Here is a 24,698-nt window from a genome sequence, read left to right on the forward strand (position 1 = left end):
GGGCCGGAATCAGTGTCAGCTTCATAAAATGATTCAACAAAAAGGCCGGGTTTTCACCCGGCCTTTTCAATGGTTTATGCCTGTTTTCTCAGACTTCGTCGTTGCCCGAGAGCAGGATGCCGATCAGCGAGAGCACTGCTGCGCCGGCGAGATAGTAGCCGACATAGACAAGGCCGTAATTGGTCGCGAGCGATGTGGCGATGTAGGGTGCCAGGGACGCGCCGACGATGCCGCCGAGATTGAACGTCATGGACGCCCCGGTATAGCGCACGCTGGTCGGGAAGGGGGCGGCCAGAGCCGCGCCGATCGGGCCATAGGTAAAGCCCATCAGGGCAAGACCGATGATCGAGCAGGCGAAGGCACCGGCAAGGCCAGCCGTCAGCAGCGACGAGTAGAACAGGCCGAAGATCAGGATGCCGATCGTCGTCAGGATAAGAACCAGACGGCGCGAATAGCGGTCGGACAAGAGGCCGGAGACCGGGATCATCAGGCCGAAGAAGACGACGCCGACGAGCTGAACGACGAGGAACTGGCCCTGGGAGTAGCCGAGGCCGGCCGGAAGCGGCCCGTTGCCCGGGGGGCGAGTGCCCCAGCTCAGTGTGAATGCCGTCATCAGATAGAACAGCACGAAGGTCGCGACCGCGATAATGGTGCCGAGGATCAGGCTGCGGAAATGCGAGCGGAAGATGACGGCGATCGGAACGGAAACGCGTTCTTCCTTCTCGATGGCCCGCTGGAATTCCGGGGTTTCGGTGATCTTCAGGCGGACATACAGACCGACGGCGACCAGCACGATGCTGATCAGGAACGGAACGCGCCAGCCGTAGTTGAGGAAATCCGCATCCGCCATGCTCTCGCGCAGAATCAGGAACAGACCCGCCGAAAGGATGAAGCCGATCGGTGCGCCGAGCTGCGGGAACATGGCATACCAGCTGCGCTTGCCTTCCGGTGCATTTTCCGTCGCAAGCAAGACAGCGCCGCCCCATTCCCCGCCGAGGCCAAGACCCTGGCCGAGACGGCAAAGTGCCAGCAGAATCGGTGCGAGAACGCCGATCGACTCATAAGTCGGCAGCATGCCGATCACGACGGTCGAGAGGCCCATGGTCATCAGAGCCGCGACCAGTGTCGCCTTGCGGCCGATCCGGTCTCCAAAATGGCCGAAGATCATCGCGCCGATCGGGCGTGCGAAGAAGGCAATGGAGAAGGTCGCGAAGGACTGCAGAGTTGCCGAAGTCGGATCGCTTGCCGGGAAGAACAGCTTCGGGAAGACGATAACCGCCGCCGTCGCATAAACATAGAAATCGAAAAATTCGATCGTTGTGCCGATGAGGCTCGCGATCAGAACACGTGCCGGGGAATTCGCAACAGCATTGTTCGATGACGAGGGGGTCGGCGATAAAGGAGATATCGCGTCAGTCATGTTCCCACCAATTCAGAGGACGCTAAGGAGCGCTTAGCGGATAAAAATTGTCCTTAGCGTAATTTTTGTTCAACGCAAACGTTAACTACGCAAGAAATCAGCGGTTGCGTGCTATTATTTTGCCGTAATTGTTGATTCGTGAGCAATCAGGCGGGCGTTTGTTGTTGGAGAGGCGTGCTCCGGCGAGTCCTTACCGGAATCTTTTTCACCAATGGCCGATTCTCGCTTGGATTGCGGGCTGAGGAGAAAGGTTTCATGCAGAAAAAACTCATCGCTGAGTTTCTTGGGACGTTTTGGCTCGTATTCGGCGGCTGCGGCAGTGCGATCTTCGCAGCAGCCTTTCCGAGCCTCGGTATCGGTTTTCTAGGCGTTGCCTTTGCGTTCGGTCTGACTGTGCTGACTATGGCTTTTGCCGTCGGCGGCATATCAGGAGGGCACTTCAATCCGGCCGTCTCGGTCGGCCTGACGGTGGCTGGCCGCTTTCCCGGCGGGCAGCTCATTCCCTATATTATCGCACAGGTCATCGGCGCCGTTGTCGCCGCGGCCGTGCTCTATCTGATCGCAAGCGGCAAGGCTGATTTCCAGCTCGGTGGCTTTGCGGCGAACGGCTATGGGGAACATTCTCCCGGCGGCTATTCCATGGTGTCGGCACTGGTGGCCGAGATCGTGCTGACGCTGTTCTTCCTGGTCGTGATTCTTGGCTCGACGAGCAGCAAGGTGCCGGCCGGCTTCGCGCCGATCGCCATTGGCTTGGCGCTGACGCTGATCCATCTGATCTCGATCCCGATCACCAACACGTCGGTCAATCCGGCTCGTTCGACAGGGCAGGCTCTCTTCGTCGGCGGCTGGGCTCTGCAGCAGCTTTGGCTGTTCTGGGTCGCCCCCATCGTCGGCGGAGCGTTGGGCGGATTGGTCTGGAAACTGGTCGACGACAGCGAGTGATTTCGGCCTCAATTTAATGCCTGCGGCCCCGCATCGAGCGCTCGATGCGGGGCTTATTATTTAAAAAAATCTAAATGTAGTGATTTCAAAAGTAGCAACTCCATGATTCCAATGGCAGAATTCTTTAAGTCGGTTTGATTCGAAGCATGCGGCCCTCGCCAGGTCGGCGGAAAGTTAACGAAAGTAAACGCTTCATTAACCTTAATGTCGTTCTAATCGGCCTATTGAAAGCGGGGCGAGAATCGCGGCTAGGCGAGGCCCTGCAAACGCAAAGTAGAGACCGTGAAGTCGGGGGTATTGATGGGTGGCAAGCATGTGGCTGTCCTTTTGGGCGGATTTTCCTCGGAGAGGCCGGTCAGCCTTTCCTCGGGGAAGGCATGCGCCGATGCCCTCGAAGCAGAAGGCTTCCAGGTTACCCGTGTTGATGTCGATCATGACGTCGCCAGCCGCTTGGCTGAATTGAAGCCCGATGTCGTCTTCAATGCGCTGCATGGTCCATTCGGCGAAGACGGCACAATCCAGGGCATTCTGGAATATCTGCAAATTCCCTATACGCATTCCGGCGTGCTTGCCTCGGCTCTTGCGATGGACAAGTCACGCGCGAAGACGGTGGCTGCTGCCGCGGGCATCCCGGTTGCCAGCTCGATCGTGATGGATCGTTTCGCCATTGTTGGCGAGCATCCGATGAAGCCGCCCTATGTCGTCAAGCCGGTACGCGAGGGCTCGAGCTTCGGTGTCGTGATCGTCAAGGAAGATCAGGCGCATCCGCCGCAGATCGTTACCTCTGCCGAATGGCGCTATGGTGATGAGGTTCTGGTCGAGCGTTATATCTACGGGCGCGAGCTGACCTGTGGCGTCATGAACGGCAAAGTCCTCGGCGTGACTGAGATCGTGCCGCTCGGTCACAGCTTCTATGATTATGACGCCAAGTACGCCAAGGGTGGCTCAAAACATGTCTTGCCGGCGGAAATTTCACCGAATCTTTACCAAAAGATACAAACATTATCGTTAAGGGCGCATGAAGCTATCGGCTGCCGCGGTGTTAGTCGATCTGACTTCCGTTTTGACGATCGCTTTTCCGAAGAGGGCGAACTTGTCTGGTTGGAGATCAATACCCAGCCGGGCATGACTCCTACCTCCCTGGTGCCTGAAATGGCCGCTCATGCCGGCTACTCTTTTGGTGAATTTCTCCGGTGGATGGTGGAGGACGCGTCTTGTTTGCGCTGACGGTCAAAAATATGAGGCGGTCCCGTCATCGCGTCCCGCTCGCCATCGACGAGGTTGAGGACGCATTCGTTCTGCCGCGTCCGCTGCGCCGCGCTGTTCGCTTCCTAGTCAGTCTCGGTTCGGGTCGCATCAATATTCCGGCTCATACGGGTACTGTTTCGACCCTCGTTCTTCTTGCTGCGACCGGCCTTTATGGCATGTCGGTTGGTGGTCATACCCAGGCGGTCGCGGAAGCGACGACTTCTGCCGCTGGTTTTGCGATCGAGGATGTAAAGGTCTCCGGCAATGACGAGACCTCGGAAATCGAGATCCTGCAGCTGCTCGGCCTCGACGGTACGACCTCGCTCGTTGCCCTTAATGCCGATGCCGCCCGCCAGAAGATTGCCAACTTGCCCTGGGTTCAGAATGTCGAGGTTCGCAAGGTCTATCCGCGGACTGTCGAGGTGAAGCTCAAGGAGCGTAAGGCCTATGCGATCTGGCAGCACGGTTCCGAGCTTTCTCTGATCCAGAAGGACGGCAGCGTGATTGCACCGCTGCGCGACAACAAGTTTGCAAAGCTACCGCTCTTCGTCGGTCGTGATGCCGAAACCGCAGCCGCCTCCATCGACGACCAGTTTGCCAAGTGGCCCGATGTTCGCAGCCATGTGAAGGCTTTCGTGCGTGTCGCCGGTCGTCGCTGGGATCTCTATCTGGACAACGGCGTGATCATCAAATTGCCGGAAGACAATATCGATGATGCGCTCGCGCGGCTGACCAAGCTCGACAAGGAGCAAAATCTTTTGCAGCGCGATATCGCTGCCGTCGATCTCCGTATCGATGATCGTACCGCCATTGAGTTAACTCCGGATGCCGCAATTCGTCGCCAGGCCGCAGTCGATGCAAGAAACAAGGCTTTGAAGAAAGCAGGTCAGGATACATGAGCTTATTTGGTTCGTCCCATTTCGGCCTGCCTCGGTTGAAGCCTTTGTCTTCGAAGCGGTCGCATATCGTGTCGGTCCTTGACATCGGCTCGACGAAGGTCGTCTGCATGATCGGTCGTCTGACGCCGCGCGAGGAGAGCCAAGTTCTCCCGAACCGCACCCACAACATCGAGATCATCGGTATCGGTCATCAGCGTTCCCGCGGCATCAAGACTGGCGTGATCGCCGATCTCGACGCGCTGGAAGGGGTTGTCCGGCTTGCGGTCGATGCCGCCGAGCGTATGGCGGGCCTGACCGTCGACAGCCTAATCGTCAACGTTTCGGCCGGTCGTCTCGGCAGCGATATTTACACCGCGACCATCGATCTCGGTGGTCAGGAAGTCGAGGCCAACGATCTCAAGAAGGTTCTGGCCGCAGCCTGCCAGCAGTCGATCCGTCAGGAGCGTGCCGTGCTGCACTCGCTGGCGACGGGCTACTCCCTTGATGGCGAGCGCGGCATTCGCGATCCGCTGGCCATGTTCGGCGACGCTCTTGGTGTCGACATGCATGTGGTGACGGCCGAGCGCGCGGCGCTTCGCAACCTCGAGCTCTGCATCAACCGTGCGCATCTCTCGGTCGAAGGCATGGTGGCGACACCTTATGCCAGCGGTCTTGCAGCCCTCGTTGACGATGAAGTCGAGCTTGGCTGCGCTGCGATCGACATGGGCGGCGGCACGACGACGATTTCGGTCTTTGCCGAGGGCAAGCTGGTGCACACCGACGCCGTCAGCCTCGGCGGGCATCATGTCACCACCGATCTTGCACGCGGCCTTTCCACCCGCATCGAGGATGCGGAGCGGCTGAAGGTCGTTCATGCTTCCGCTCTCGCGAATTCTTCGGAAGAGCGCGAACTGATTTCCATCCCGCCGATCGGCGAAGACGAGCGTGACCAGCCGACACAGGTGCCGAAGGCGCTCGTGTCGCGCATCGTCAAGGCTCGCATCGAGGAAACTCTCGAGCTCATTCGCGATCGCATCCAGCGTTCGGGCTTCAGCCCGATCGTCGGCAAGCGCGTCGTCCTGACCGGCGGTGCCAGCCAGCTGACCGGTCTGCCCGATGTGGCGCGCCGGGTACTTGCCCGCAATGTCCGCATCGGTCGTCCGATGGGCGTGTCTGGTTTGCCGACGGCAGCCAAGGGGCCGGCTTTTTCGACCGCTGTGGGACTGATGATCTATCCGCAGGTCGCAGACATGGAAACACATGCGCCGAGCAGCGGTCTGCTCTCGTCGTTTGGAGGTAACAACAGCCGGATCGGCCGCGTTGGCCAATGGCTGAAAGAGAGTTTTTGAGTGCCTGATCCCGGAAATCAGTCCGGGGCAAGCGTCAGGCAAGTGAAATCGAGTGAATTGGCCGGCGTGGCGATGCGGCCATAAAGAGAAGGAACGGGTACAATGACTATCAAGCTGCATAAGCCAGATATCACCGAGCTTAAGCCGCGAATCACCGTGTTCGGTGTTGGTGGCGGTGGCGGCAATGCCGTCAACAACATGATCACGGCAGGCCTGCAGGGCGTCGATTTCGTCGTCGCCAACACGGATGCCCAGGCGCTGACCATGACGAAGGCAGAGCGGATCATCCAGCTCGGCGTCAACGTCACGGAAGGTCTCGGCGCCGGCTCGCAGCCGGAAGTTGGCCGTGCAGCTGCCGAAGAGTGCATCGATGAAATCATCGATCATCTGAACGGTACGCATATGTGCTTCGTCACCGCCGGCATGGGCGGTGGTACGGGTACGGGTGCCGCTCCGGTCGTCGCGCAGGCCGCTCGCAATAAGGGCATCCTGACCGTCGGCGTCGTTACCAAGCCGTTCCACTTCGAAGGCGGCCGCCGTATGCGTCTCGCTGAGATGGGCATCCAGGAACTGCAGAAGTCGGTCGACACCCTGATCGTCATTCCGAACCAGAATCTGTTCCGCATCGCCAACGACAAGACGACTTTCGCCGACGCGTTCTCGATGGCCGACCAGGTTCTCTATTCGGGCGTTGCCTGCATCACCGACTTGATGGTGAAGGAAGGTCTCATCAACCTCGACTTCGCCGACGTCCGTTCGGTCATGCGCGAAATGGGCCGCGCGATGATGGGTACCGGCGAGGCTTCCGGCCAGGGCCGTGCAATGCAGGCTGCTGAAGCTGCCATTGCCAACCCGCTGCTCGACGAAACCTCGATGAAGGGCGCACAGGGCCTGCTGATCTCGATCACCGGCGGCCGTGACCTGACCCTGTTCGAAGTCGACGAAGCTGCAACCCGCATCCGCGAAGAAGTCGATCCCGACGCCAATATCATCCTCGGCGCCACCTTCGACGAATCGCTTGAGGGCATCATTCGCGTTTCCGTCGTCGCAACGGGCATCGACCGCGCGATGAACGAGGCTTCCGACAGAGGCATGGAATTCCGCCCCGCCGCAAAGCCTGCTATGCGTCCTTCCGCGGCCGCCGCTCCGGCAGCGGCCGCAGTTCAGCCTGCCCACGTCTCGCAGGCCCAAACCGCACAGGCTGCCGCTCCGGCTCCTCGTACCGTGGATCCGGTCGCCCAGACCATTCGTGCAGCAGAGGCCGATCTGGAGCGCGAACTGGAATTCCAGATGAGCCGGCAGACTCAGGTGCCGCAGCAGCCGGTTATGCAGCAGGCCGCTGCGCCGGAAGATAACTTCCGTCCGCAGAGCCGCATCTTCGCAGCAGCCCCGGAAGCCCAGCCGGTCCGTCAAGCTCCGGTTCAGCCTCAGCAGCAGGCGCCGGTCATGCATCAGCAGCCGGTCATCCGTCAGGCTCCTGAGCAGGTCCGCATGCCGAAGGTCGAGGATTTCCCACCGGTCGTTAAGGCCGAGATGGAACACCGCGCCCAGCCGGCAGCCGCCCAGGCGACCGAAGAGCGTGGCCCAATGGGTCTTCTGAAGCGAATCACCAATTCGCTCGGCCGCCGCGAAGAAGATCCGGCTTTCGACGACATGATGGCTCCGACGAACAACGCCGCTCCGCAGCAGCGTCGTGCGCCGTCGCCGGAAGCGAGCCTTTATGCTCCGCGCCGTGGCAATCTCGACGATCACGGCCGCCAGGCTCCGCAGGCACGCATGGCAAACCATGAGGACGATCAGCTCGAGATTCCGGCCTTCCTGCGCCGCCAGTCGAACTGACCCGCAACAGGCAGCCCTTTAATAGGTTGCTAACCATATTGGAGAAATCCGGGGCCGAAAGGCTCCGGATTTTCTTATTTTATAACCATTGTCTTATTTAAAATTATCCAACGAATTCAATTGGCTGCTTTCGTAACAAAACGAAAGAAACAGTGATTTGGAATGCGATGCCCTGGCGCGTATGTAGATATCAAGCAAGCCCGCTGAATCACATTCGGAGACGAATGTATGTGAGGTGCGTGGCATAGTTAACAGACTGAACCGGCGATAAGGGTAAGCGTCCGAAGATGACCGCCCGGCCTGGATCAGATAGACGAAGGCAGAATTACATGGCAATTGGATTGCTTGGTTTTCAGACCACCATTGCAAACCCTGTGACACTTTCCGGTATTGGCGTTCATTCCGGTGCCAATGTGTCGATCACCTTCTACCCCGCCGAAGCCGGCACCGGTGTCGTTTTTCAGCGTCTGCACGATAATGGCGATGTGACCGAACTGCGCGCCGTTTCCTCGCAGGTCGGCAACACGGATCTCTGCACGGTTCTCGGCTTTTCTCCGGCGCGCTCTGTCGCGACGGTCGAGCACGTCATGGCTGCGATCTACGCGATCGGCCTCGATAACGTCGTCGTCGAGGTGTCAGGTGCGGAAATGCCGATCATGGACGGCAGCTCCTATCCCTTCATCGAGGCGATCGAGCAGGCGGGTGTCGTTTCGCTCGGTGTCAAGCGCCGCTATATCCGCGTTATCAAGCCGGTGCGGATCGAAGCTGGCGGTTCCTGGTGCGAGTTCCGCCCCTATGATGGCACGCGCTTCGAAGTCGAGATCGACTTTGAATGCCCGCTGATCGGCCGTCAGAAGTGGGAAGGCGATCTGACCGCTGAGACCTTCAAGACGGAACTGTCGCGCGCGCGTACCTTCGGCTTCATGCGTGATGTCGAGCCCCTCTGGGCTTCGGGCCATGCGCTGGGTTCGTCGCTGGAAAATTCGGTCGTCATTTCGGACGACAATACCGTCATCAACGTCGAAGGCCTGCGTTATCCCAAGGACGAGTTCGTCCGCCACAAGACGCTCGATGCCGTTGGCGATCTGGCTCTCGCCGGTGCACAATTCATTGGTTGCTATCGCTCCTATCGCGGCGGCCATCGCATGAATGCGAATGCCCTGAAGGCATTGCTCAGCGACGCTTCGGCTTACGAGGTCGTCGAAACCTCGGCACCTCGCCAGCGCGGTCACGGCCGCGAGTTCATTGCGGTCAACGCGCCTGAATTCGCTCCTTGGTCGGCGTGATTTTTTCGGGATCGAAATGAGACAAAGCTGCCGCTCTGATGAAGGGCGGCTCTTTTTTTGACGGACGACTCATCGGGTTTGTCTTCGGTCGCGAAGCGGCGGCAGGATGGTGCGGGCCGATATGAGAAATCCCTGTCAAAACAGTGATTAAAGGCTGCGGATATGCGGTCTTTGCCACAAAAATGCGTTAATGCACCATCAATGCGTTGCCCTGATGGTGTTTTTGCGGCTAGAAACGCCAGCGAGAGAACGCCGTCTCCGCAACGACGGCTATGGGACAGTCATCCGATGGGTTTTGCAAGGTCTGAACGCATGAATATCACAGCACGGGCTTTGCTCGTATCGCTCCTTCTGGCCGGTACCGGTGCGGTGGTGACGGGGTGTAATACGAAAAAAGATATCGACATCACCAAGCTCGGTGTCGAGACCGATCCACCGGAGATGCTCTATAATCAGGGCCTTGCCAACATCAAGGCCGGCAACATGACGGAAGCCGGCAAGAAGTTCGATGCTATCAACCAGCAGCAGCCCTTCTCCGAATGGGCACGCAAGGCATTGGTGATGAGCACCTTCGTGAAGTATCGCACGGGCCGTTATGATGAGGCGGTACAGACCGGCAATACCTATCTCAAGCAATATCCGGGCTCGGAAGATGCCGACTATGTGCAATATCTGGTCGGTTCGTCCTATGCCAAACAGATCGTCGACGTGACGCAGGACCAGCGTGCAGCACAGCAGACGATCGAGGCGATGACCAAGCTCGTCAATACCTATCCGAAGTCGCAATATGTCAGCGACGCTCAGGAAAAGATCCGCTTTGCCCGCGACCAGCTCGCCGGCAAGGAAATGCAGATCGGCCGTTATTATCTGGAGCGCAAGGATTATCTGGCTGCCATCTCCCGCTTCCGCGTGGTGGTGGAGCAGTATCCGACGACGAACCAGATCGAAGAAGCCCTGGCGCGACTCGTCGAAGCTTATTATGCGATGGGTATCGTACCCGAAGCGCAAACGGCAGCTGCCGTTCTCGGCCACAACTATCCGGACAGCCGCTGGTACAAGGATTCCTATCAGCTGCTGCAGAAGGGTGGCGTGGAGCCGAGCGAAAATTCGGGCTCCTGGATTTCCAGAGCGGGCAAGAAACTTCTTCTTGGGACGTGAGATTGAGCGCAGATGCTGATCCAGCTTTCGATCCGCGATATCGTTTTGATCGAGCGGCTGGATCTTGCCTTCGAGTCCGGACTTTCGGTGCTGACCGGCGAGACGGGTGCGGGCAAATCCATCCTGCTTGACAGTCTGTCGCTGGCCCTTGGCGGGCGCGGCGATGGCGGGCTCGTGCGCCATGGCGAGGATCGCGGCCAGGTGACTGCGGTTTTCGATGTCGGTACACAGCATCCGGCCCGCAAGCTCCTGCGCGAAAATGGCATCGACGATGACGGCGATCTGATTTTCCGCCGTGTGCAGTCCGCCGATGGCCGCACCAAGGCCTTTGTCAACGACCAGGCGCTCAGCGTGCAGCTCATGCGCCAGATCGGCCAGCTTCTCGTCGAAATTCACGGTCAGCATGATGACCGAGCGCTCATCGATACCGACGCGCACCGCACCTTGCTGGATGCCTTTGCCGGCCTCGCCGAAGAGGCGCAGGAGGTCGGCAGGCTGCACAAAATCTGGCGCGATACCGAGCGCACCTTGAAGAAGCATCGCGAGCAGGTCGAGAAGGCAGCGCGTGAAGCGGACTATCTTCGCGCCTCCGTCGAGGAGCTGGAGAAGCTCTCGCCGCAGGATGGTGAGGAGGATGAGCTGGCTGAGAAGCGCTCGCGGATGATGAAAGCCGAGCGCATTGCGGGGGATATCGCCGAGGCTTCCGAATTCCTCAATGGCAACGCATCGCCCGTGCCGCATATCGCATCGTTGGTGCGCCGACTGGAGCGAAAAAGCCATGAGGCGCCCGGTCTTCTAGAGGATACAGTGGCGCTGCTGGATGCTGCTCTCGATCAGCTGTCCAACGCGCAGATGGAAGTGGAGGCAGCACTCCGCAAAACGGAATATGATCCGCGCGAACTTGAGCGTGTCGAAGAGCGTCTTTTCGCGTTGCGAGGTGCCTCGCGTAAATATTCCGTCCCGGTGACGGAACTGCCGGCCCTGGCCGCACGCATGATTTCGGATCTAGCCGATCTCGACGCCGGCGAAGAGCGACTGGCGCGCCTTGCTGCCGAGCTTTCCGCCGCCAAGGCGGATTATGATGTCGCCGCACGCAATCTGTCGGAGAAACGTCACCATGCCGGCGAGGCTCTGGCCGCAGCCGTCATGGCCGAACTGCCGGCCTTGAAGCTCGAGCGTGCGCGTTTCATGGTGGAGATATCAAGCGATTCAGAAGCTGGGACGGCCGAGGGTATCGACGTTGTCGAATTCCATGTGCAGACCAACCCTGGCACGCGGCCGGGACCGATCACCAAGGTCGCCTCCGGCGGCGAGCTGTCGCGCTTCCTTCTGGCATTGAAGGTTGCGCTTGCCGATCGCGGCTCGGCGCCGACCCTCGTCTTCGACGAAATCGACACTGGTGTCGGCGGCGCGGTCGCGGATGCGATCGGCCAGCGGCTGAAGCGCCTGTCTGATCGCGTGCAGGTGCTGTCGGTCACCCATGCACCGCAGGTCGCTGCCCGCGCTGCAACCCATCTCCTGATCTCCAAGGGACCCGTCGCGGACGGCTCGGAAAAAATTTCCACACGCGTCGCCACCATGGAGCCGAAGGATCGCACCGAGGAAATCGCCCGCATGCTCGCGGGTGCTTCGGTAACCGAAGAGGCGAGGGCGGCTGCCAAGCGCTTGCTGGCCGGTAACGGGTGATCTCTCCTGTGATGTTGTCGGAGCAGATGCCGGTGGCGACTTGCCCGAGGCGGGCATAGCAGCAAGCTCAGCGACTATAGCGCTGAAACGCACCTGAACCCGTCATCTGCCGTCGGCATCTTGCTTCGGTTTTTCGACGGTCTTGCGTCATATATCCTTCATCGTCCCCGGCTAGGCAGGCCCGGAATCCGGAGACCGTCAATGCACTCAACCACACAGCCCAATCGCCCAAAAATCGCAGAAACCGTCATCCACCCGACGGCGAACATAAGGGATTCGAGCATCGGCAGATGCTGTGAGATTTTGGCGGACACATCTCTGCACACTGCCGAACTCGGAGATTTCTCTTACTTGGGGCCGCGCTGCATTGTCGGTGACGCAACGATTGGAAAGTTCTGCGCCATTGCGGCGGAGGTCAGAATTGGCGCTCCCAATCATCCGATGGACCGACCATCCATGCATCGTTTCACCTATTGTCCGGAATATTACGCGGCGGGCGCCGTGCGGGACCAGGCCTTTTTCGATCGGCGAAAGGAAGACCGCGCTGTCATCGGCAACGATGTCTGGATTGGTCATGGCGTGATTGTTTTGCCGGGCGTAAAGGTTGGAAACGGCGCCGTGCTTGCAGCGGGCGCGGTCGTCAGCAAAGATGTCCAACCATATACTGTCGTCGGTGGTATTCCCGCCAAGTTCATTCGAGAGCGCTTCACGCGAACCATTGCAGAAAGACTGACGTCCATCGCCTGGTGGGATTGGCCTTTCGAAACCATCATGGAGCGGCTTGCCGATTTTCAGTCAAGCGACATCGAGGCCTTCTGCGAGCGCTGGTCTTGATCCGCGTCTGAGCGACATGCATCAGAGCCGGCATTTGGGATCGATCATATCCTCCGCGGAGCCACGGGATTTGTAGGCTTCGTTTATTCTTGCCAGAATATAGAAGCCATGCTGCCCGTCGGGCAATGCAGCGCCAAAGACGCCGACCACGACGTTTTCCATATTTGAACGAGCGCCATCGACACCATCTGCGACGAGCTGCAGCGGGTTCAAATTCGAAAGGTCATCGGCCGTATGGAAAGTTGCCCACCAACCAGCTCGGGTCTTCAAGTCCGTAAACCGGCCGCTTTCAATTTCCGTCGCATGGGCCTTCAAGAGCGCGCGAAAGCGAGGTGTCTCGCACCCCATGTGGATATGAAGCCGATCTTGTGTGCGCCAACTGGCGGCGTTTATCGCCAGAGCAAAATTCTGTCTCGAAGCCTTCGTTGAGCGCGGATCGATTGCTGATAGCTCTTTCCACGCTTCCTCAAAATAGTTCGGCGCTCCCGTGACCAGAAGGCGTGGGTCTTCGATGCCGGGTACATCGGCGAGCGGTGCAAGGATGGTGCGCTCTTTGTCAGCCGGCTCGCGAAGAACAACGTATGAAGACAATGGATCCTGCGACTGGACTATCTTGAGGCACGGATATGGCGACCCTGTCAGGGTGGAGTTGATTTCACAGGCTCTGACGACCAGCCCCAAAGCGGAGCGGCTGACGAATGAGCTCATGATCAAGACTGCAACGACGAGGAAAATAGAGAGAACGGTAAGACGGTGCTTCATGCGTGATTTCGAATTTCTGCCAATGATCCAATCACTTCCAGAGACGTGCTTCTCATAATATAGCCTACCTTAAATCCTCTGCGATAGACGCGGAAGAGCCGCTGCCCCAGGAATTGGATAGGGAATTCCACCTGGGCTAACTGGACGCTGATGCTTCCCGCATCTGTAACACCAAGGACGACAGATCACGGCGTAAAGTTGTCGTGAGCAGCGCCGCCACCTTTATCGGTCCGGCAATTGAATTGCAGATTTTTCCCTTTGTTTTTACGTGCCCCGAGCTGAAAACCGCTTCGCACTTTTCGCGGAAGTGCTCTAAAACATCTTCGAAATCGGGGAGTGTAGATTCATGAGCACCGAACAGAAGCCCGTCGAGGATTTGACCGAGGAGGAAGCGGCCGCGGCGCTTGCCTACCTGGCTGCGGAGATCGCGCGCAACGACGCGCTTTATCATGGCAGGGATGCGCCGGAGATTTCGGATGCCGAATATGATGCGCTGAAGCGGCGCAACGACGAGATCGAGGCGCGGTTTCCCGCATTGATTCGCGCCGACAGCCCGTCGCGACGGGTCGGCGCCGCGCCATCTGAGACGTTTGCTCCCGTTGTCCATGCAAGGCCGATGCTCTCGCTCGACAACACGTTCTCACAGGAGGATGTCGAGGATTTCGTCGCCGGCGTCTATCGTTTCCTCGGTCGCTTGCCGGATAATTCGATCGCCTTTACTGCCGAGCCGAAGATCGACGGACTTTCCATGTCGATCCGTTACGAGAATGGCCGCATGGTCAGCGCGGCGACGCGCGGCGATGGTACGACAGGCGAGAATGTTACGGCCAATATCAGGACCATTAAGGAAATCCCTCAGACTTTGCCAGCAGGCGCTCCCTCCGTCGTCGAAGTGCGGGGTGAGGTCTATATGGCCAAGAGCGATTTCCTGGCGCTCAATGCACAGATGGAGGCCGAGGGCAAGCAGACCTATGTCAATCCCCGCAATACGGCCGCCGGATCGCTGCGTCAGCTCGATGCGAAGGTGACGGCGAGCCGCAAGCTGAAGTTCTTCGCCTATGCCTGGGGCGAGATGTCCGACATGCCGGCGGATACGCAATACGGTATGGTGCAGACCTTCAAATCCTGGGGCTTTCCCGTCAATCCGCTGATGGAGCGGCTAAGTTCGGTCGCCGACATTCTCGGCCACTACGAGGAGATCGGCCTGCAGCGGCCGGATCTCGATTATGATATCGACGGTGTCGTCTATAAGGTCGATAGCCTGGAATTGCAGGCCCGCCTTGGGTTCCGCTCGCGCTCGCCGCGCTGGGCGACTGCGCATAAATTCCCGGCGGAACAGGCCTTCACACGTCTGGTCGGCATCGACATCCAGGTCGGCCGCACTGGTGCGCTGACACCGGTTGCGCGACTGGAGCCGATCACGGTTGGCGGTGTTGTCGTAACCAATGCGACTCTGCACAATGCCGATTACATCAAGGGCATCGGCAACAAGGGCGAGCCGATCCGCGATGGCCGGGATATCCGGGTCGGCGATATGGTGATCGTGCAGCGGGCGGGCGACGTCATTCCGCAGATCGTCGATGTTGTGCTCGAGAAGAGGGAGGCGTCGAGCGCGCCTTACGAGTTCCCCAAAGTCTGTCCGGTCTGCGGCAGCCACGCGGTGCGCGATATCAATGAGAAGACCGGGAAGGTCGATGCCGTCACCCGCTGTACCGGCGGCTTTATCTGCCGCGCGCAGGCGACCGAACATCTCAAGCATTTCGTCTCGCGCAACGCCTTCGATATCGAGGGCCTCGGCTCCAAGCAGATCGATTTCTTTTTCGAGAGCGAGGATCCGGCGCTGCAAATAAAGACCGCGCCTGACATCTTCACCCTGGAAAAGCGTCAGCAGGCGTCACTGACGAAGCTTGAGAATATCGAAGGTTTCGGCAAGGTCAGTGTCGGCAAACTTTACGCCGCGATCAACGAGCGGCGCCAGATCGCCCTGCATCGCTTTATCTTCGCGCTTGGCATCCGCCACGTCGGCGAGACGACGGCCAAGCTTCTGGCACGCTCCTACGGCACCTACGAAGCCTTCGAAACAGCGATGAAGGAAGCCGCGCCGCTTGCCGGCGACGCGTGGAACGATCTTAACAATATCGAGGGCATCGGCGAGGTGGTGGCGCGAGCCATCGTTGAATTCTACAAGGAACCGCGCAATACGCAGGTAATCGCGAAGCTTTTGGAGGAGGTTCAGCCTCAAGAAGCGGAGCAGCCGGTGACCTCAGGCAGTCCCGTCGCCGGCAAGACCGTCGTCTTTACCGGTTCGCTGGAAAAGTTCACCCGCGACGAGGCCAAGGCGAAGGCTGAGAGCCTGGGAGCCAAGGTTTCCGGCTCGGTGTCGAAGAAGACCGATATCGTCGTGGCCGGACCAGGTGCCGGTTCCAAACTCGACAAGGCGCGCGAGTTCAATGTCCGGGTCATGACCGAGGACGAGTGGCTGGATTTGATCGGCTGATGATGGTCGGCGGCGGAATCATATTCGCCGCCGTGTGATTGCTTAGAATCTCAGCCGCGCCATCGTGAACGCATCCACGTATTCGCCATTGCGGAAACCGAAGGCACGTAGACGCCCCTCGGTTTCGAACCCGAATTTCTCGTAGAGGCCGATCGCCCGCGCATTGTCGACATAGACGGTCAATTCCAGACGCTTGATGGCGAGCCAGTTATCGGCGGTATCGATGAGAGCGCCCAACAGCGCGGAGCCGACGCCGCAGCCGGTGAAATCGTCGTGCACGCCCATGCCAATGCTAGCGCTGTGAGCCCGCCGGCCGGCAAGGCGGTTCATGCCGGCATTGCCGACGACCTTTCCGTCCACCTCCGCGACGAGGCGTGTGGCGCTGGGATCGTGCTTGTCCAGCCATCGCTGCGTGTCTTCGACGCTTTGAAACGGCAGGCGAAGCGTGCCGGCGCGGAAACCCGGAAGATTGGCGATGATTGCGATTGCCTCGGCATCGGATGGGCGGGTTGCACGGACCGTTACCGGGCCGACCTTGCCTGATCGTCGTTTGGCGGGTTCTTGCTCTTCGAAAGACATGGGCTCTCCTTGATATTGATGAGGAGAGCAAGGAGGCTTCAACCCTGCTCGCCTCGGCAGGGTTGAGATGGATCGCGGTCAGCTTAGCGCAACACGGCTTCCACTCGCCCTGCAAGGGGAGAGATGGTGTGAAGGTGCATCACGATTGTGCGGTTTGCGATCATGGGTGGATGATCCGACGCGATGCGGAAGTTGTCAATCGTTGCTTGCATAAATCCCTTGATGGAACCGCCGTCGCCCCACGGCGCGATGGGGTTGCTTCGCTTCACATATCACTTGACAGGCAACCATTTGGTTGCCTATAAACAAAGAAAGGCAACCAAATGGTTTCATGTCCGTGGATGATGATGCGATCTTCAAGGCGCTGGCGGATGCCAGCCGGCGACAATTGCTCGACAGGCTCTATGAGCAGAACGGGCAGACATTGAATGCGCTCTGCGAGGATCTGGACATGAGCCGCCAGGCGGTTGCCAAACATCTTGCCATTCTGGAGGAGGCCAATCTGATCTCCACGGAGAAGCAAGGACGCGAGAAGCTGCATTTCATCAACGCCGTCCCAATCAACGGCATCGCCGAACGCTGGATCAACAAGTTCGAACAGCGGCATCTGAATACGCTTTCGGCCTTGAAAAAAGCGCTGGAAGGCGAGGGTGGGCCCTGAGCTCAAGAAGCAATAAAATTCAAACAAGGAGAAATGGCATGACTGGAAGCAAATTCGTCTACGTCACCTTCATCCGCACCACGCCGGAAAAGCTCTGGTCGGCGCTGACCAGGCCGGAATTCATCAAGCAATACTGGTTCGATATGGTCCACGACACCGAGTGGAAGGTTGGATCGCCGTGGAAAATGCTCTTTCCGGATGGCCGGGTTGCCGATGCGGGAGATATTGCCGAGTTCGATCCGCCTCGGCGGCTCGCGATCAACTGGCGCAACGAGTGGCGCCCGGATCTGAAGGCCGAAGGCTGGTCGCGCTGCGTGATGGAGCTGGAGCCGTCGGACGGTGTGGTGAAGCTGACCGTTGCCCACACGATCGAGGTTGAAAACTCCAAGTTTATCGAGGCGGTCTCCGGTGGCTGGCCGAAGATCCTGTCCAACCTCAAGTCGCTGCTGGAAACCGGAACGGTCGCAATCAGCCAGAAGTGAGGTGACGCACTGCCTGCATGTGTTCAGACGCCGTTGCTTTGGCGGCGGCGTCCATTGTGTGGATCGCCGCCTCATCGATCGTGAAGCGTTGCACGCGGATATAGGCGTCCCATCTTGCATCGCTCATGGACCATCTTACCTTAGCCATGCCGCTCTTGCTCCCGGCGCCTGTTGTTAGAGGATGATCGATGCGTTCCCCCAAACTCTTTGCCGCCATTGCCGCGTCATTTCTGGCCGTAACCCCAATTTCCGCTTCCGCCGAAATTGTCGGCAAGGTCGGGGTGGACTGGACGGGCAATGATATTCTGGTCGATGCCGTGCCGGACCCCGAAGTCTCGGGCATCACTTGCCATGTGACCTATTTCGATCGCAGCGTGATCGACCGGTTGCGCAAGGGCAACTGGTTCGAAGATCCTTCCAATAATTCCATCGCTTGCCGTCAAACCGGTCCGATCGAGATCGGTGATATCAACCTGTCTCAGAGCGGTGAGGAGGTATTTCGTGCCGGGCTTTCGCTCATCTGGAAGAAGCTGGTTGTCACCCGCATTTACGATAAGAAGAATGACACGCTCGTCTATCTTATCCATTCGCGCCAGCTGACGGATGGCTCTGCCAAGATGGCCATTTCGACGATCCCCTTGTTCGGCCAGCAGGTTACGTGGAAGAATGGCAAGCCAAAATAACGGTATCGACGTACCTCAAAAATAACCCGTAGAAAGATAATACCAAAAAAAGTCATACTCTTGGGTTGTCGAATTCCTTCTAGTTGCTTTCGGTTTGCACCTTTTTGATGCAATTTCGAAGGCGAACAGGGAGGCGACTCTCGCCCCTGTTCACGGCCTGCAAGACCGTGTGATTGGCTACACCCCTGCCAAAACCGGTTGTATAAAAAGCGATCGCCCTGGAGCTTGGCTCCAGGGCGATCTTCTTTGGGTAAGCTAACTTATTGAAATCAGGCTGCCTGTGCCAACTGATCCGCAATGACCGTATCGAGGTTGAGGAAGCAGACCATGGTCTTTTCTAATGCCACGATACCGCGGCAAAAGGCGCGCTGTGCTTCGGGGATGATTTCCGGAGCTGGCTGCAGATCTTCACTTTTGATCGACATCATATCCGAGACCTGTTCGACCAGCAGGCCGACGAGCTTGCCGGCAATATCCGTGACGATGATTGCGGAACGCTCCGAAGGTTCTGTCATCTTCATGCCGAGGCGGCAGGCCATGTCGATGACCGGGATCACGGCGCCGCGCAGGTTGATGAGGCCGAGCACGTAAGGCGGCGTATGCGGCATCGGCGTCACAGGAGCCCAGCCACGGATTTCGCGGATGGCCATGATGTCGATGCAGAATTCCTGATCGCCAAGGTGAAAGGAGACGATTTCCAGATAGGTGCCCGATTGCTTGATGGCGTTCGTCATATTCGAGAACTTCCCGTTTGGCATCGCCGCGCAAGCGACGCTCGCGATTGAAGAGAGAGATCGGCTGGAGCGGCTTGGGCAGCGGCAGCGTCCGGTGCTTCGGCGAAAGATACGCCTGGCGTTCCGGCGGGCGTCATGCCCTTCTGGAATAAAGAGGTTTGCCGCGCTTTCGGGCGGCGAGTGAAGTCGAATTCGGCCTTTGCTGCAGATGTTGGCGCGGACTGGTTAGGATTGGTTTAACATGAAAACAGATTTTGTTTCTCCGGCCCAAGAAGAGCGGCGAAATGGAGCGATCAAGGCTTGGAAAACCCCGGAACCACGTACTGCGACGATTTCGGCCTCCTCTGAACATCTTCTTGAATTGCGTCCTCCACTTCGAGCCGTTACATCGGCTAGCAGGTCGATTGCACCGTGCTTTCGGCGCAATTGTCCGTATCGGTGAGGAATAGCATTCATGAGAAGCGCGCGGATTGCAGTTTGGGTGGCCGTATTGATCGTGGCCGGACTATTGGGCTGGTTTAGCTTTGGCGGCGGCAAGTCGCCGGAAGTCACGTCATCCGGGCCTTATGGCGTGCCCTTTACCCTCGTTTCGCAGAGCGGCCAGCCGATCAGCGAGCAGGCGTTCCGCGGCAAGCCGTCAGCTGTTTTCTTCGGCTATACCCATTGCCCCGATGTCTGCCCGACGACGCTGTTCGAGCTGAACGCCTGGCTGCAGAAAGTGGATCCCGACGGGAGCAAACTCAATGCCTATTTCGTGACTGTTGATCCCGAGCGCGATACGCCCGCCATCATGGACCAATATGTCTCCAACGTATCGAAGCGCATCACCGGAATTTCTGGAGACCCCGCCAAGGTGATGGATATGGTCAAGGGCTTCCGTGTCTATGCCAAGAAAGTGCCGGTCGATGATAAGCAACCGAATGGCGACTATACGATGGATCACACCGCTTCCGTCTTCCTGCTGGATTCGCAGGGCCGCTTTGCCGGAACCATCGCTTATGAGGAGGATCCGGACGTGGCGGTGAAGAAGCTGGAGAACCTGGTCAAGAAGGGATAGGACCTGCATGGGCGAGGGGACTGGTGGACAGGGAAAATCCAAATCCATCCTGATCGCAGGAGCTGGGCCGGTCGGCCTTGCCGCCGCCCTTGAGCTCGCCCGTCGCGGCTTCTCGCCGCGTATCGTCGATGACAGCACAGGTCCGACGCCGCTGCAGGAAAGCCGGGCGCTCGGCGTCAACGCCCGCACGCTGACGCTGCTATCTCCTTCCGGTGTTGCGGAGCGCATCATCGCCGCCGCGCAGCCGATCGAGCAGTTTCGGGTCCGCTCGAATAGGAAGATTCTGATCCGGCTAGATACACGAGAGGTGAAAGGTCGCTTCAGCGCTGTTTGTGCCCTGCCGCAGGGAAGTACGGAGCGCGAGCTGATGGAGGCGCTTTCGGCCTATGGCATCTCGCCTGAATGGCAGACGGCCGTGGTTGCAGAAGCTATCGCAGACTTTCAAAAGCCGGAGGTTACGCTACGCCGGGCTGACGGAACGTCGGAAACGGTGCGGCCCGACATATTGATCGGCGCCGACGGCGCCCATTCGGCAGTGCGCAAGGCATTAGGTGCCGGCTTCCCGGGCGAGGCGCTGGAGGCTTATTTCTATCTTGCCGATTTTCGCTATGCGGAGCCGGTCGACACGCATTTTGCCGAGATATCGCTCTTCGATCCTGGCATGGTCGGGCGCCTGCCTGTTACGACCGACATCATTCGCTATATCTCGACGCTGGAGGATTTCGAAAGCCGCATCGCTCATCCGGCCGCCATTGCCGAAAAGACATGGGCCTCGCAGTTTCGCATCCACTTCCGGCATGTCGAGCCGATGGCCAAGGGCAATGTCTTTCTTGCCGGCGACGCCGCGCATATCCATTCGCCGGCCGGCGCTCGCGGTATGAATCTCGGCATCGAAGATGCCTGCTGGCTTGCCTGGCTCATTGCGGAAGGCCGCGAACAGGAGTATTCGGCCTTGAGAGTTCCCGCCGTGAAGCAGGTCTTGAAACAGACCTATGGCCTAACGCGATTGGTGACGATGCAAAGCCCGCTGGCAGTTGCGGCGCGTAATTTCCTTGCGCCGCTATTGCTGCGCTTTGGCCCGGTCCGCCGGCAATTGCTTCGGGGTGTGGCCGGCTATGACACGCCGAAACCGCCCTGGATCGACTGGGCTGAATAAGAACGAGAAAGAGCGACGAGTTGAGTGAAATCCGCCTTTATGTGACGACGACCGAGAAGAAGGCCGGTCAGGTTCTGGACCTGATGACGCCGGTGTTCGAAGACGAAGAATTGCCGATCGCAACGACGGAGATCGATGAAAAGAACGATGTCTGGGAAGCGTCGATCTATCTCTATGCCGCAGATGAGGATGGGGTCCGCGGACGTTTCGAAGCGCTCCTGAAGCCTGCCTTTGCTGATCTCGTCATTCAAAAGGAAGTGCTTCCCGATATCGATTGGATCGCCAAGTCGCTGGAAGGATTGAAGCCGGTGCGTGCAGGCCGTTTCCTCGTGCACGGTTCGCATGATCGCGACAAGGTCGGGCCTAGTGACATCGCCATCGAAATCGAAGCCGGGCAGGCCTTCGGCACCGGTCACCATGGGACGACTGCGGGCTGCCTGGAGACGATCGAAAAGGTTGTTGCGAGCCGCCGCGTGCGCAATGCGCTCGATCTCGGTACGGGCAGCGGGGTGCTGGCGATCGCCGTGCGCAAGCTGCGCAACATTCCGGTTCTGGCAACTGATATCGATCCGGTCGCCGTCCGCGTCGCGAAGGAAAATGTCCGCAGCAACGGCATCGCCTCGGGTGTCACGCTGGAGACCGCGCCGGGATTCCATTCCACGGCCTTTTCCCGCCATGGGCCGTTCGACCTGATCATCGCCAATATTCTGGCGCGCCCGCTCATCAAGATGGCGCCGCAGCTCGTGGCGCATCTGGCGCCGGGCGGTTCGGTCATCCTGTCGGGTATCCTTGCCGAGCAGCGGTGGAAGGTTCTCTCCGCCTATAACGGCGCCCACCTGCGCCATGTGCGCACGATCTGGCGCAACGGCTGGGTCACCATCCATCTCGACCGGCCCTAAGCCGGTCACTTCCCGCATCAACAATCGCAAATAAAAAAGGCGGTGCCGAGGCACCGCCTTCAGATCGGTTTTCACCGATCTTGCCCGCGAGCGTGTGGAGGAGGAGTGCTCAAGCGGGCTCTAAGCGTTCTGATCACAATCCGAGAGGGAGGAGGAGAACCGGATTGCGATCGACTTCGAACGCGTAGATCGTAAACTTCTTAACGGCGACCGCCGCGGCTGGCACCGATTGCCTTTGCGGTTTCGACTTCGAGCTGACGAAGCGAGCCGACGGAGTGGCGTACGGTGCGACGCTCGCCAGCCAGCGCCGGGCTAACATATGCGGAGCGAGAGATAGGCATTGTCATAAGTCCTTGGTTTTGAGCTGGTTCTTCGTGAACCCCGTTTGATGCGGCGGATATAGCGACTCGCCCGCCGACGTGGCAGGGGGGAAGCTTCATGGGAGCTATGCGTGATATGCATGTTTCGCGCCGTGAAGTTGTCATATTCGAACTGGCATGCTCACGAAATGGGCGGATTCGTTAACGGCCGCAGTTGGGATGGACTGCTCTCATGTGGTGTGATGTGCCTGTAATCACGCATATCGTCTCAGGGATCGAAAATCACGTCGCACTTCCGATTGTGATGCTCTAACATACTGGCAATATTCGGTTTCACGGAATCTCCACCAGTCTCGGATCAGCTCATGTTTCAGTCTTTCGACGTCACTTCCACCCCGCAATTCGGTCGCGAGCGTGTCGCCGGTTTGCGCGCTGCCTTCGGCGATCTCGGCATTGACGGCTTCCTCGTGCCGCGGGCCGACGAGTATCAAGGCGAGTATGTGCCTAAATGCTCGGAGCGTCTCGCATGGCTCACGGGCTTTACAGGATCGGCGGGTGTTGCGCTTATCACACACTCTCAGGCCGTGGTCTTTGTGGATGGCCGGTATGTGACGCAGCTTGCCGAACAGGTGGACCGCAGCGTCTTTACTGGCGGCAATCTAGTGAATGAGCCGCCGCATGTCTGGCTGCCGCGTCATGCGAAGAAGGGCTTCCGACTCGGTGTCGATCCATGGCTGCATACGGGCGCGGAAGTGCGCCGGCTGGAAAAGGCGCTGGCTGAGATCGACGGCAAGCTCGTCTTCCTGCCCCATAATCCGCTCGACAGGCTCTGGACGGACCGGCCGGCCGAGCCGCTGGGCAATGTTATCATTCAGGACATCGCTCAGGCCGGCATTCTCGCCAAGGACAAGCTTGCAACGATTGCAAGCGGCCTCAAGGAAAAGAATCTCAAGGCGGCGCTGATTACCGATCCGTCTTCTGTCGCCTGGATCTTCAATATCCGCGGCAGCGACGTGCCGCACACGCCGCATCCTCTGGCCCGCGCCATCATCTATGCGGAAGGAGAAGCGGCGCTTTTCCTCGACAAGCGCAAGACCAAGGTCGAGGCTGAAGCTTATCTCGCGCAGATCTGCAAGCAGCTGCCGCCTGCCGAACTTACCAAGCGTCTGGCCGCTGCGGCCGCGAATGGTGGGCGAATCCTGGTTGATCCGGATCTCGCTTCCTTTGCCTTGACCGATATCATTCGTCGTGAAGGTGGAGAGGTCGTCGAGGGCAGTGATCCCGCCAAGCTGCCACGTGCCTGCAAGAATGCCGCCGAAATCAACGGATCGGCCGCGGCGCACCTGCAGGATGGGGCTGCGATGGTCGAATTCCTTTATTGGCTGGAGACGAGCAAGCCGGGAACGGTGACCGAAATCGCCGCGGCAGAAAGGCTGGAAGCCTGCCGTGCCCGCGTCGGCGAAAGCATGCAGAACCCGCTCAAGGACATCTCCTTTGATACGATCTCCGGTGCCGGCGAGCACGCGGCCATCATGCATTACCGCGTGACGACGGCGAGTGACCGGCTGATCCAGGCAGGCGAGTTGTTCCTCATCGATTCAGGCGCGCAATATATCAACGGTACGACCGACATCACCCGCACCGTTGGCATCGGTGCCGTATCGGAAGAGCACAAGCGTCTCTTCACGCTGGTCCTGAAGGGAATGATTGCCATCAGCACAGCGCGCTTCCCGAAGGGTACGCGCGGTTGCGATCTCGATCCGCTGGCGCGGATCGCGCTCTGGAAGGCGGGCGTCGATTTCGCGCATGGCACGGGCCACGGCGTCGGTTCCTATCTCTCCGTCCATGAAGGCCCGCAGCGCATTGCGCGCCTCGCCGTGCAGGAGTTGCTTCCCGGCATGATCCTGTCCAATGAACCCGGCTATTATCGTCCTGGTCACTTCGGCATTCGCATCGAAAACCTGATCTATATCCGTGAGCCGGAGGAGATCGAGGGTGGTGACATGCCGATGTTGGGCTTCGAGACTTTGACCTTTTGCCCGATCGACCGCAGTCTGGTTCTCGTCGAGCTGCTGACACACGAGGAGCTGCATTGGCTGAACGAGTATCACGCCCGGACGCGCGAAGCGCTGATGCCGCTGATCCATGATCATGATGTACGGGCGTGGCTGGAAAATGCCACGCTCGCGCTCAGCCATTGAGAAAGCTCAGCCATTGAGAAATATGGA

General features: G+C 58.9%; 23 protein-coding genes. 17 read left to right on the plus strand and 6 right to left on the minus strand.

Going from position 1 to position 24,698, the window contains the following annotated elements:
- Positions 1–88: 88 nt before the first annotated feature.
- On the minus strand, positions 89–1,420 hold the full coding sequence (locus tag FBZ97_RS04315; RefSeq protein ID WP_106998269.1) for an MFS transporter: 1,332 nt from the start codon (positions 1,418–1,420) through the stop codon (positions 89–91).
- 255 nt (positions 1,421–1,675) lie between these two features.
- On the opposite strand from FBZ97_RS04315, the gene aqpZ reads away from it, so the two are divergent.
- The 9 genes from aqpZ (at position 1,676) to FBZ97_RS04360 (ending at position 12,640) form a co-directional block, all read left to right on the plus strand.
- A complete protein-coding gene (gene aqpZ / locus FBZ97_RS04320) occupies positions 1,676–2,362 on the plus strand; it encodes an aquaporin Z (RefSeq protein WP_113332911.1) in 687 nt (228 codons plus the stop codon).
- A 300-nt stretch (positions 2,363–2,662) separates the two neighbouring features.
- Entirely contained in the window at positions 2,663–3,589 is a 927-nt protein-coding gene (locus tag FBZ97_RS04325) for a D-alanine--D-alanine ligase (RefSeq protein WP_145316735.1), read from the plus strand.
- Positions 3,590–3,600: 11 nt separating this feature from the next.
- Entirely contained in the window at positions 3,601–4,509 is a 909-nt protein-coding gene (locus FBZ97_RS04330) for a cell division protein FtsQ/DivIB (protein WP_186449443.1), read from the plus strand.
- Complete coding sequence (ftsA, locus tag FBZ97_RS04335) at positions 4,506–5,837, plus strand: cell division protein FtsA (protein ID WP_069612528.1); 1,332 nt, start codon at positions 4,506–4,508, stop codon at positions 5,835–5,837. Before FBZ97_RS04330 ends, ftsA begins: the two co-directional genes overlap by 4 nt.
- A gap of 102 nt (positions 5,838–5,939) precedes the next feature.
- Positions 5,940–7,676: a cell division protein FtsZ gene (gene ftsZ, locus FBZ97_RS04340; RefSeq protein WP_113351968.1), complete on the plus strand. Its 1,737-nt coding sequence runs from the start codon at positions 5,940–5,942 to the stop codon at positions 7,674–7,676.
- A 329-nt stretch (positions 7,677–8,005) separates the two neighbouring features.
- On the plus strand, positions 8,006–8,962 hold the full coding sequence (lpxC, locus tag FBZ97_RS04345) for a UDP-3-O-acyl-N-acetylglucosamine deacetylase (RefSeq protein WP_069612526.1): 957 nt from the start codon (positions 8,006–8,008) through the stop codon (positions 8,960–8,962).
- A gap of 288 nt (positions 8,963–9,250) precedes the next feature.
- On the plus strand, positions 9,251–10,120 hold the full coding sequence (locus tag FBZ97_RS04350; RefSeq protein WP_173002438.1) for an outer membrane protein assembly factor BamD: 870 nt from the start codon (positions 9,251–9,253) through the stop codon (positions 10,118–10,120).
- A 12-nt stretch (positions 10,121–10,132) separates the two neighbouring features.
- On the plus strand, positions 10,133–11,806 hold the full coding sequence (gene recN, locus FBZ97_RS04355; RefSeq protein ID WP_145316737.1) for a DNA repair protein RecN: 1,674 nt from the start codon (positions 10,133–10,135) through the stop codon (positions 11,804–11,806).
- 201 nt (positions 11,807–12,007) lie between these two features.
- Complete coding sequence (locus tag FBZ97_RS04360) at positions 12,008–12,640, plus strand: acetyltransferase (protein ID WP_145317584.1); 633 nt, start codon at positions 12,008–12,010, stop codon at positions 12,638–12,640.
- A 21-nt stretch (positions 12,641–12,661) separates the two neighbouring features.
- On the opposite strand, the gene FBZ97_RS04365 is transcribed toward FBZ97_RS04360, so the two are convergent.
- Positions 12,662–13,402 carry a CDP-diacylglycerol diphosphatase gene (locus FBZ97_RS04365; protein WP_113332918.1) on the minus strand — a complete coding sequence of 247 codons (741 nt, stop codon included), beginning with the start codon at positions 13,400–13,402 and terminating at the stop codon, positions 12,662–12,664.
- 346 nt (positions 13,403–13,748) lie between these two features.
- On the opposite strand from FBZ97_RS04365, the gene ligA reads away from it, so the two are divergent.
- Positions 13,749–15,899 (plus strand): NAD-dependent DNA ligase LigA, encoded by a 2,151-nt coding sequence (gene ligA, locus FBZ97_RS04370; RefSeq protein WP_145316739.1) that lies wholly within the window; start codon positions 13,749–13,751, stop codon positions 15,897–15,899.
- A gap of 42 nt (positions 15,900–15,941) precedes the next feature.
- On the opposite strand, the gene FBZ97_RS04375 is transcribed toward ligA, so the two are convergent.
- Complete coding sequence (locus FBZ97_RS04375; protein ID WP_113332920.1) at positions 15,942–16,478, minus strand: GNAT family N-acetyltransferase; 537 nt, start codon at positions 16,476–16,478, stop codon at positions 15,942–15,944.
- A 331-nt stretch (positions 16,479–16,809) separates the two neighbouring features.
- Here FBZ97_RS04375 and FBZ97_RS04380 point away from each other — a divergent pair, with 331 nt between their 5' ends.
- Positions 16,810–17,139: a metalloregulator ArsR/SmtB family transcription factor gene (locus FBZ97_RS04380; protein ID WP_197044198.1), complete on the plus strand. Its 330-nt coding sequence runs from the start codon at positions 16,810–16,812 to the stop codon at positions 17,137–17,139.
- Between the two features lie 38 nt (positions 17,140–17,177).
- Positions 17,178–17,621 carry an SRPBCC family protein gene (locus tag FBZ97_RS04385; RefSeq protein WP_145316742.1) on the plus strand — a complete coding sequence of 148 codons (444 nt, stop codon included), beginning with the start codon at positions 17,178–17,180 and terminating at the stop codon, positions 17,619–17,621.
- On the opposite strand, the gene FBZ97_RS34270 is transcribed toward FBZ97_RS04385, so the two are convergent.
- Positions 17,608–17,748, minus strand: coding sequence for a hypothetical protein (locus tag FBZ97_RS34270; RefSeq protein ID WP_156090740.1), 141 nt, complete (start codon positions 17,746–17,748; stop codon positions 17,608–17,610). The genes FBZ97_RS04385 and FBZ97_RS34270 overlap by 14 nt on opposite strands.
- Positions 17,749–17,809: 61 nt before the next feature.
- Between FBZ97_RS34270 and FBZ97_RS04390 the strand changes: the two genes are divergently transcribed.
- Positions 17,810–18,304, plus strand: coding sequence for a CreA family protein (locus tag FBZ97_RS04390; RefSeq protein ID WP_113332922.1), 495 nt, complete (start codon positions 17,810–17,812; stop codon positions 18,302–18,304).
- Positions 18,305–18,573: 269 nt separating this feature from the next.
- Here FBZ97_RS04390 and FBZ97_RS04395 read toward each other — a convergent pair whose 3' ends face one another.
- Entirely contained in the window at positions 18,574–19,038 is a 465-nt protein-coding gene (locus FBZ97_RS04395; RefSeq protein WP_069612836.1) for a chemotaxis protein CheW, read from the minus strand.
- Between the two features lie 454 nt (positions 19,039–19,492).
- On the opposite strand from FBZ97_RS04395, the gene FBZ97_RS04400 reads away from it, so the two are divergent.
- Genes FBZ97_RS04400 through FBZ97_RS04410 form a run of 3 tightly spaced genes read left to right on the plus strand, consistent with a single transcriptional unit; the run spans position 19,493 to position 22,150 of the window.
- Positions 19,493–20,095 (plus strand): SCO family protein, encoded by a 603-nt coding sequence (locus FBZ97_RS04400; protein ID WP_145316744.1) that lies wholly within the window; start codon positions 19,493–19,495, stop codon positions 20,093–20,095.
- 7 nt (positions 20,096–20,102) lie between these two features.
- The gene (locus tag FBZ97_RS04405) at positions 20,103–21,251 is read left to right on the plus strand and encodes an NAD(P)/FAD-dependent oxidoreductase (protein ID WP_145316746.1); all 1,149 of its coding nucleotides are present in this window, start codon (positions 20,103–20,105) and stop codon (positions 21,249–21,251) included.
- Positions 21,252–21,271: 20 nt separating this feature from the next.
- Positions 21,272–22,150, plus strand: a complete 879-nt coding sequence (locus FBZ97_RS04410; protein WP_145316748.1) for a 50S ribosomal protein L11 methyltransferase — start codon at positions 21,272–21,274, stop codon at positions 22,148–22,150.
- Between the two features lie 200 nt (positions 22,151–22,350).
- Here FBZ97_RS04410 and FBZ97_RS34275 read toward each other — a convergent pair whose 3' ends face one another.
- On the minus strand, positions 22,351–22,491 hold the full coding sequence (locus FBZ97_RS34275) for a hypothetical protein (protein WP_162711788.1): 141 nt from the start codon (positions 22,489–22,491) through the stop codon (positions 22,351–22,353).
- A gap of 344 nt (positions 22,492–22,835) precedes the next feature.
- On the opposite strand from FBZ97_RS34275, the gene FBZ97_RS04415 reads away from it, so the two are divergent.
- Positions 22,836–24,671 carry an aminopeptidase P family protein gene (locus FBZ97_RS04415; protein ID WP_145316749.1) on the plus strand — a complete coding sequence of 612 codons (1,836 nt, stop codon included), beginning with the start codon at positions 22,836–22,838 and terminating at the stop codon, positions 24,669–24,671.
- The last annotated feature ends 27 nt before the right edge of the window (positions 24,672–24,698 follow it).

The sequence above is a fragment of the Rhizobium sp. ERR 942 genome (assembly GCF_007828395.1).
GTDB lineage: Bacteria > Pseudomonadota > Alphaproteobacteria > Rhizobiales > Rhizobiaceae > Rhizobium > Rhizobium dioscoreae.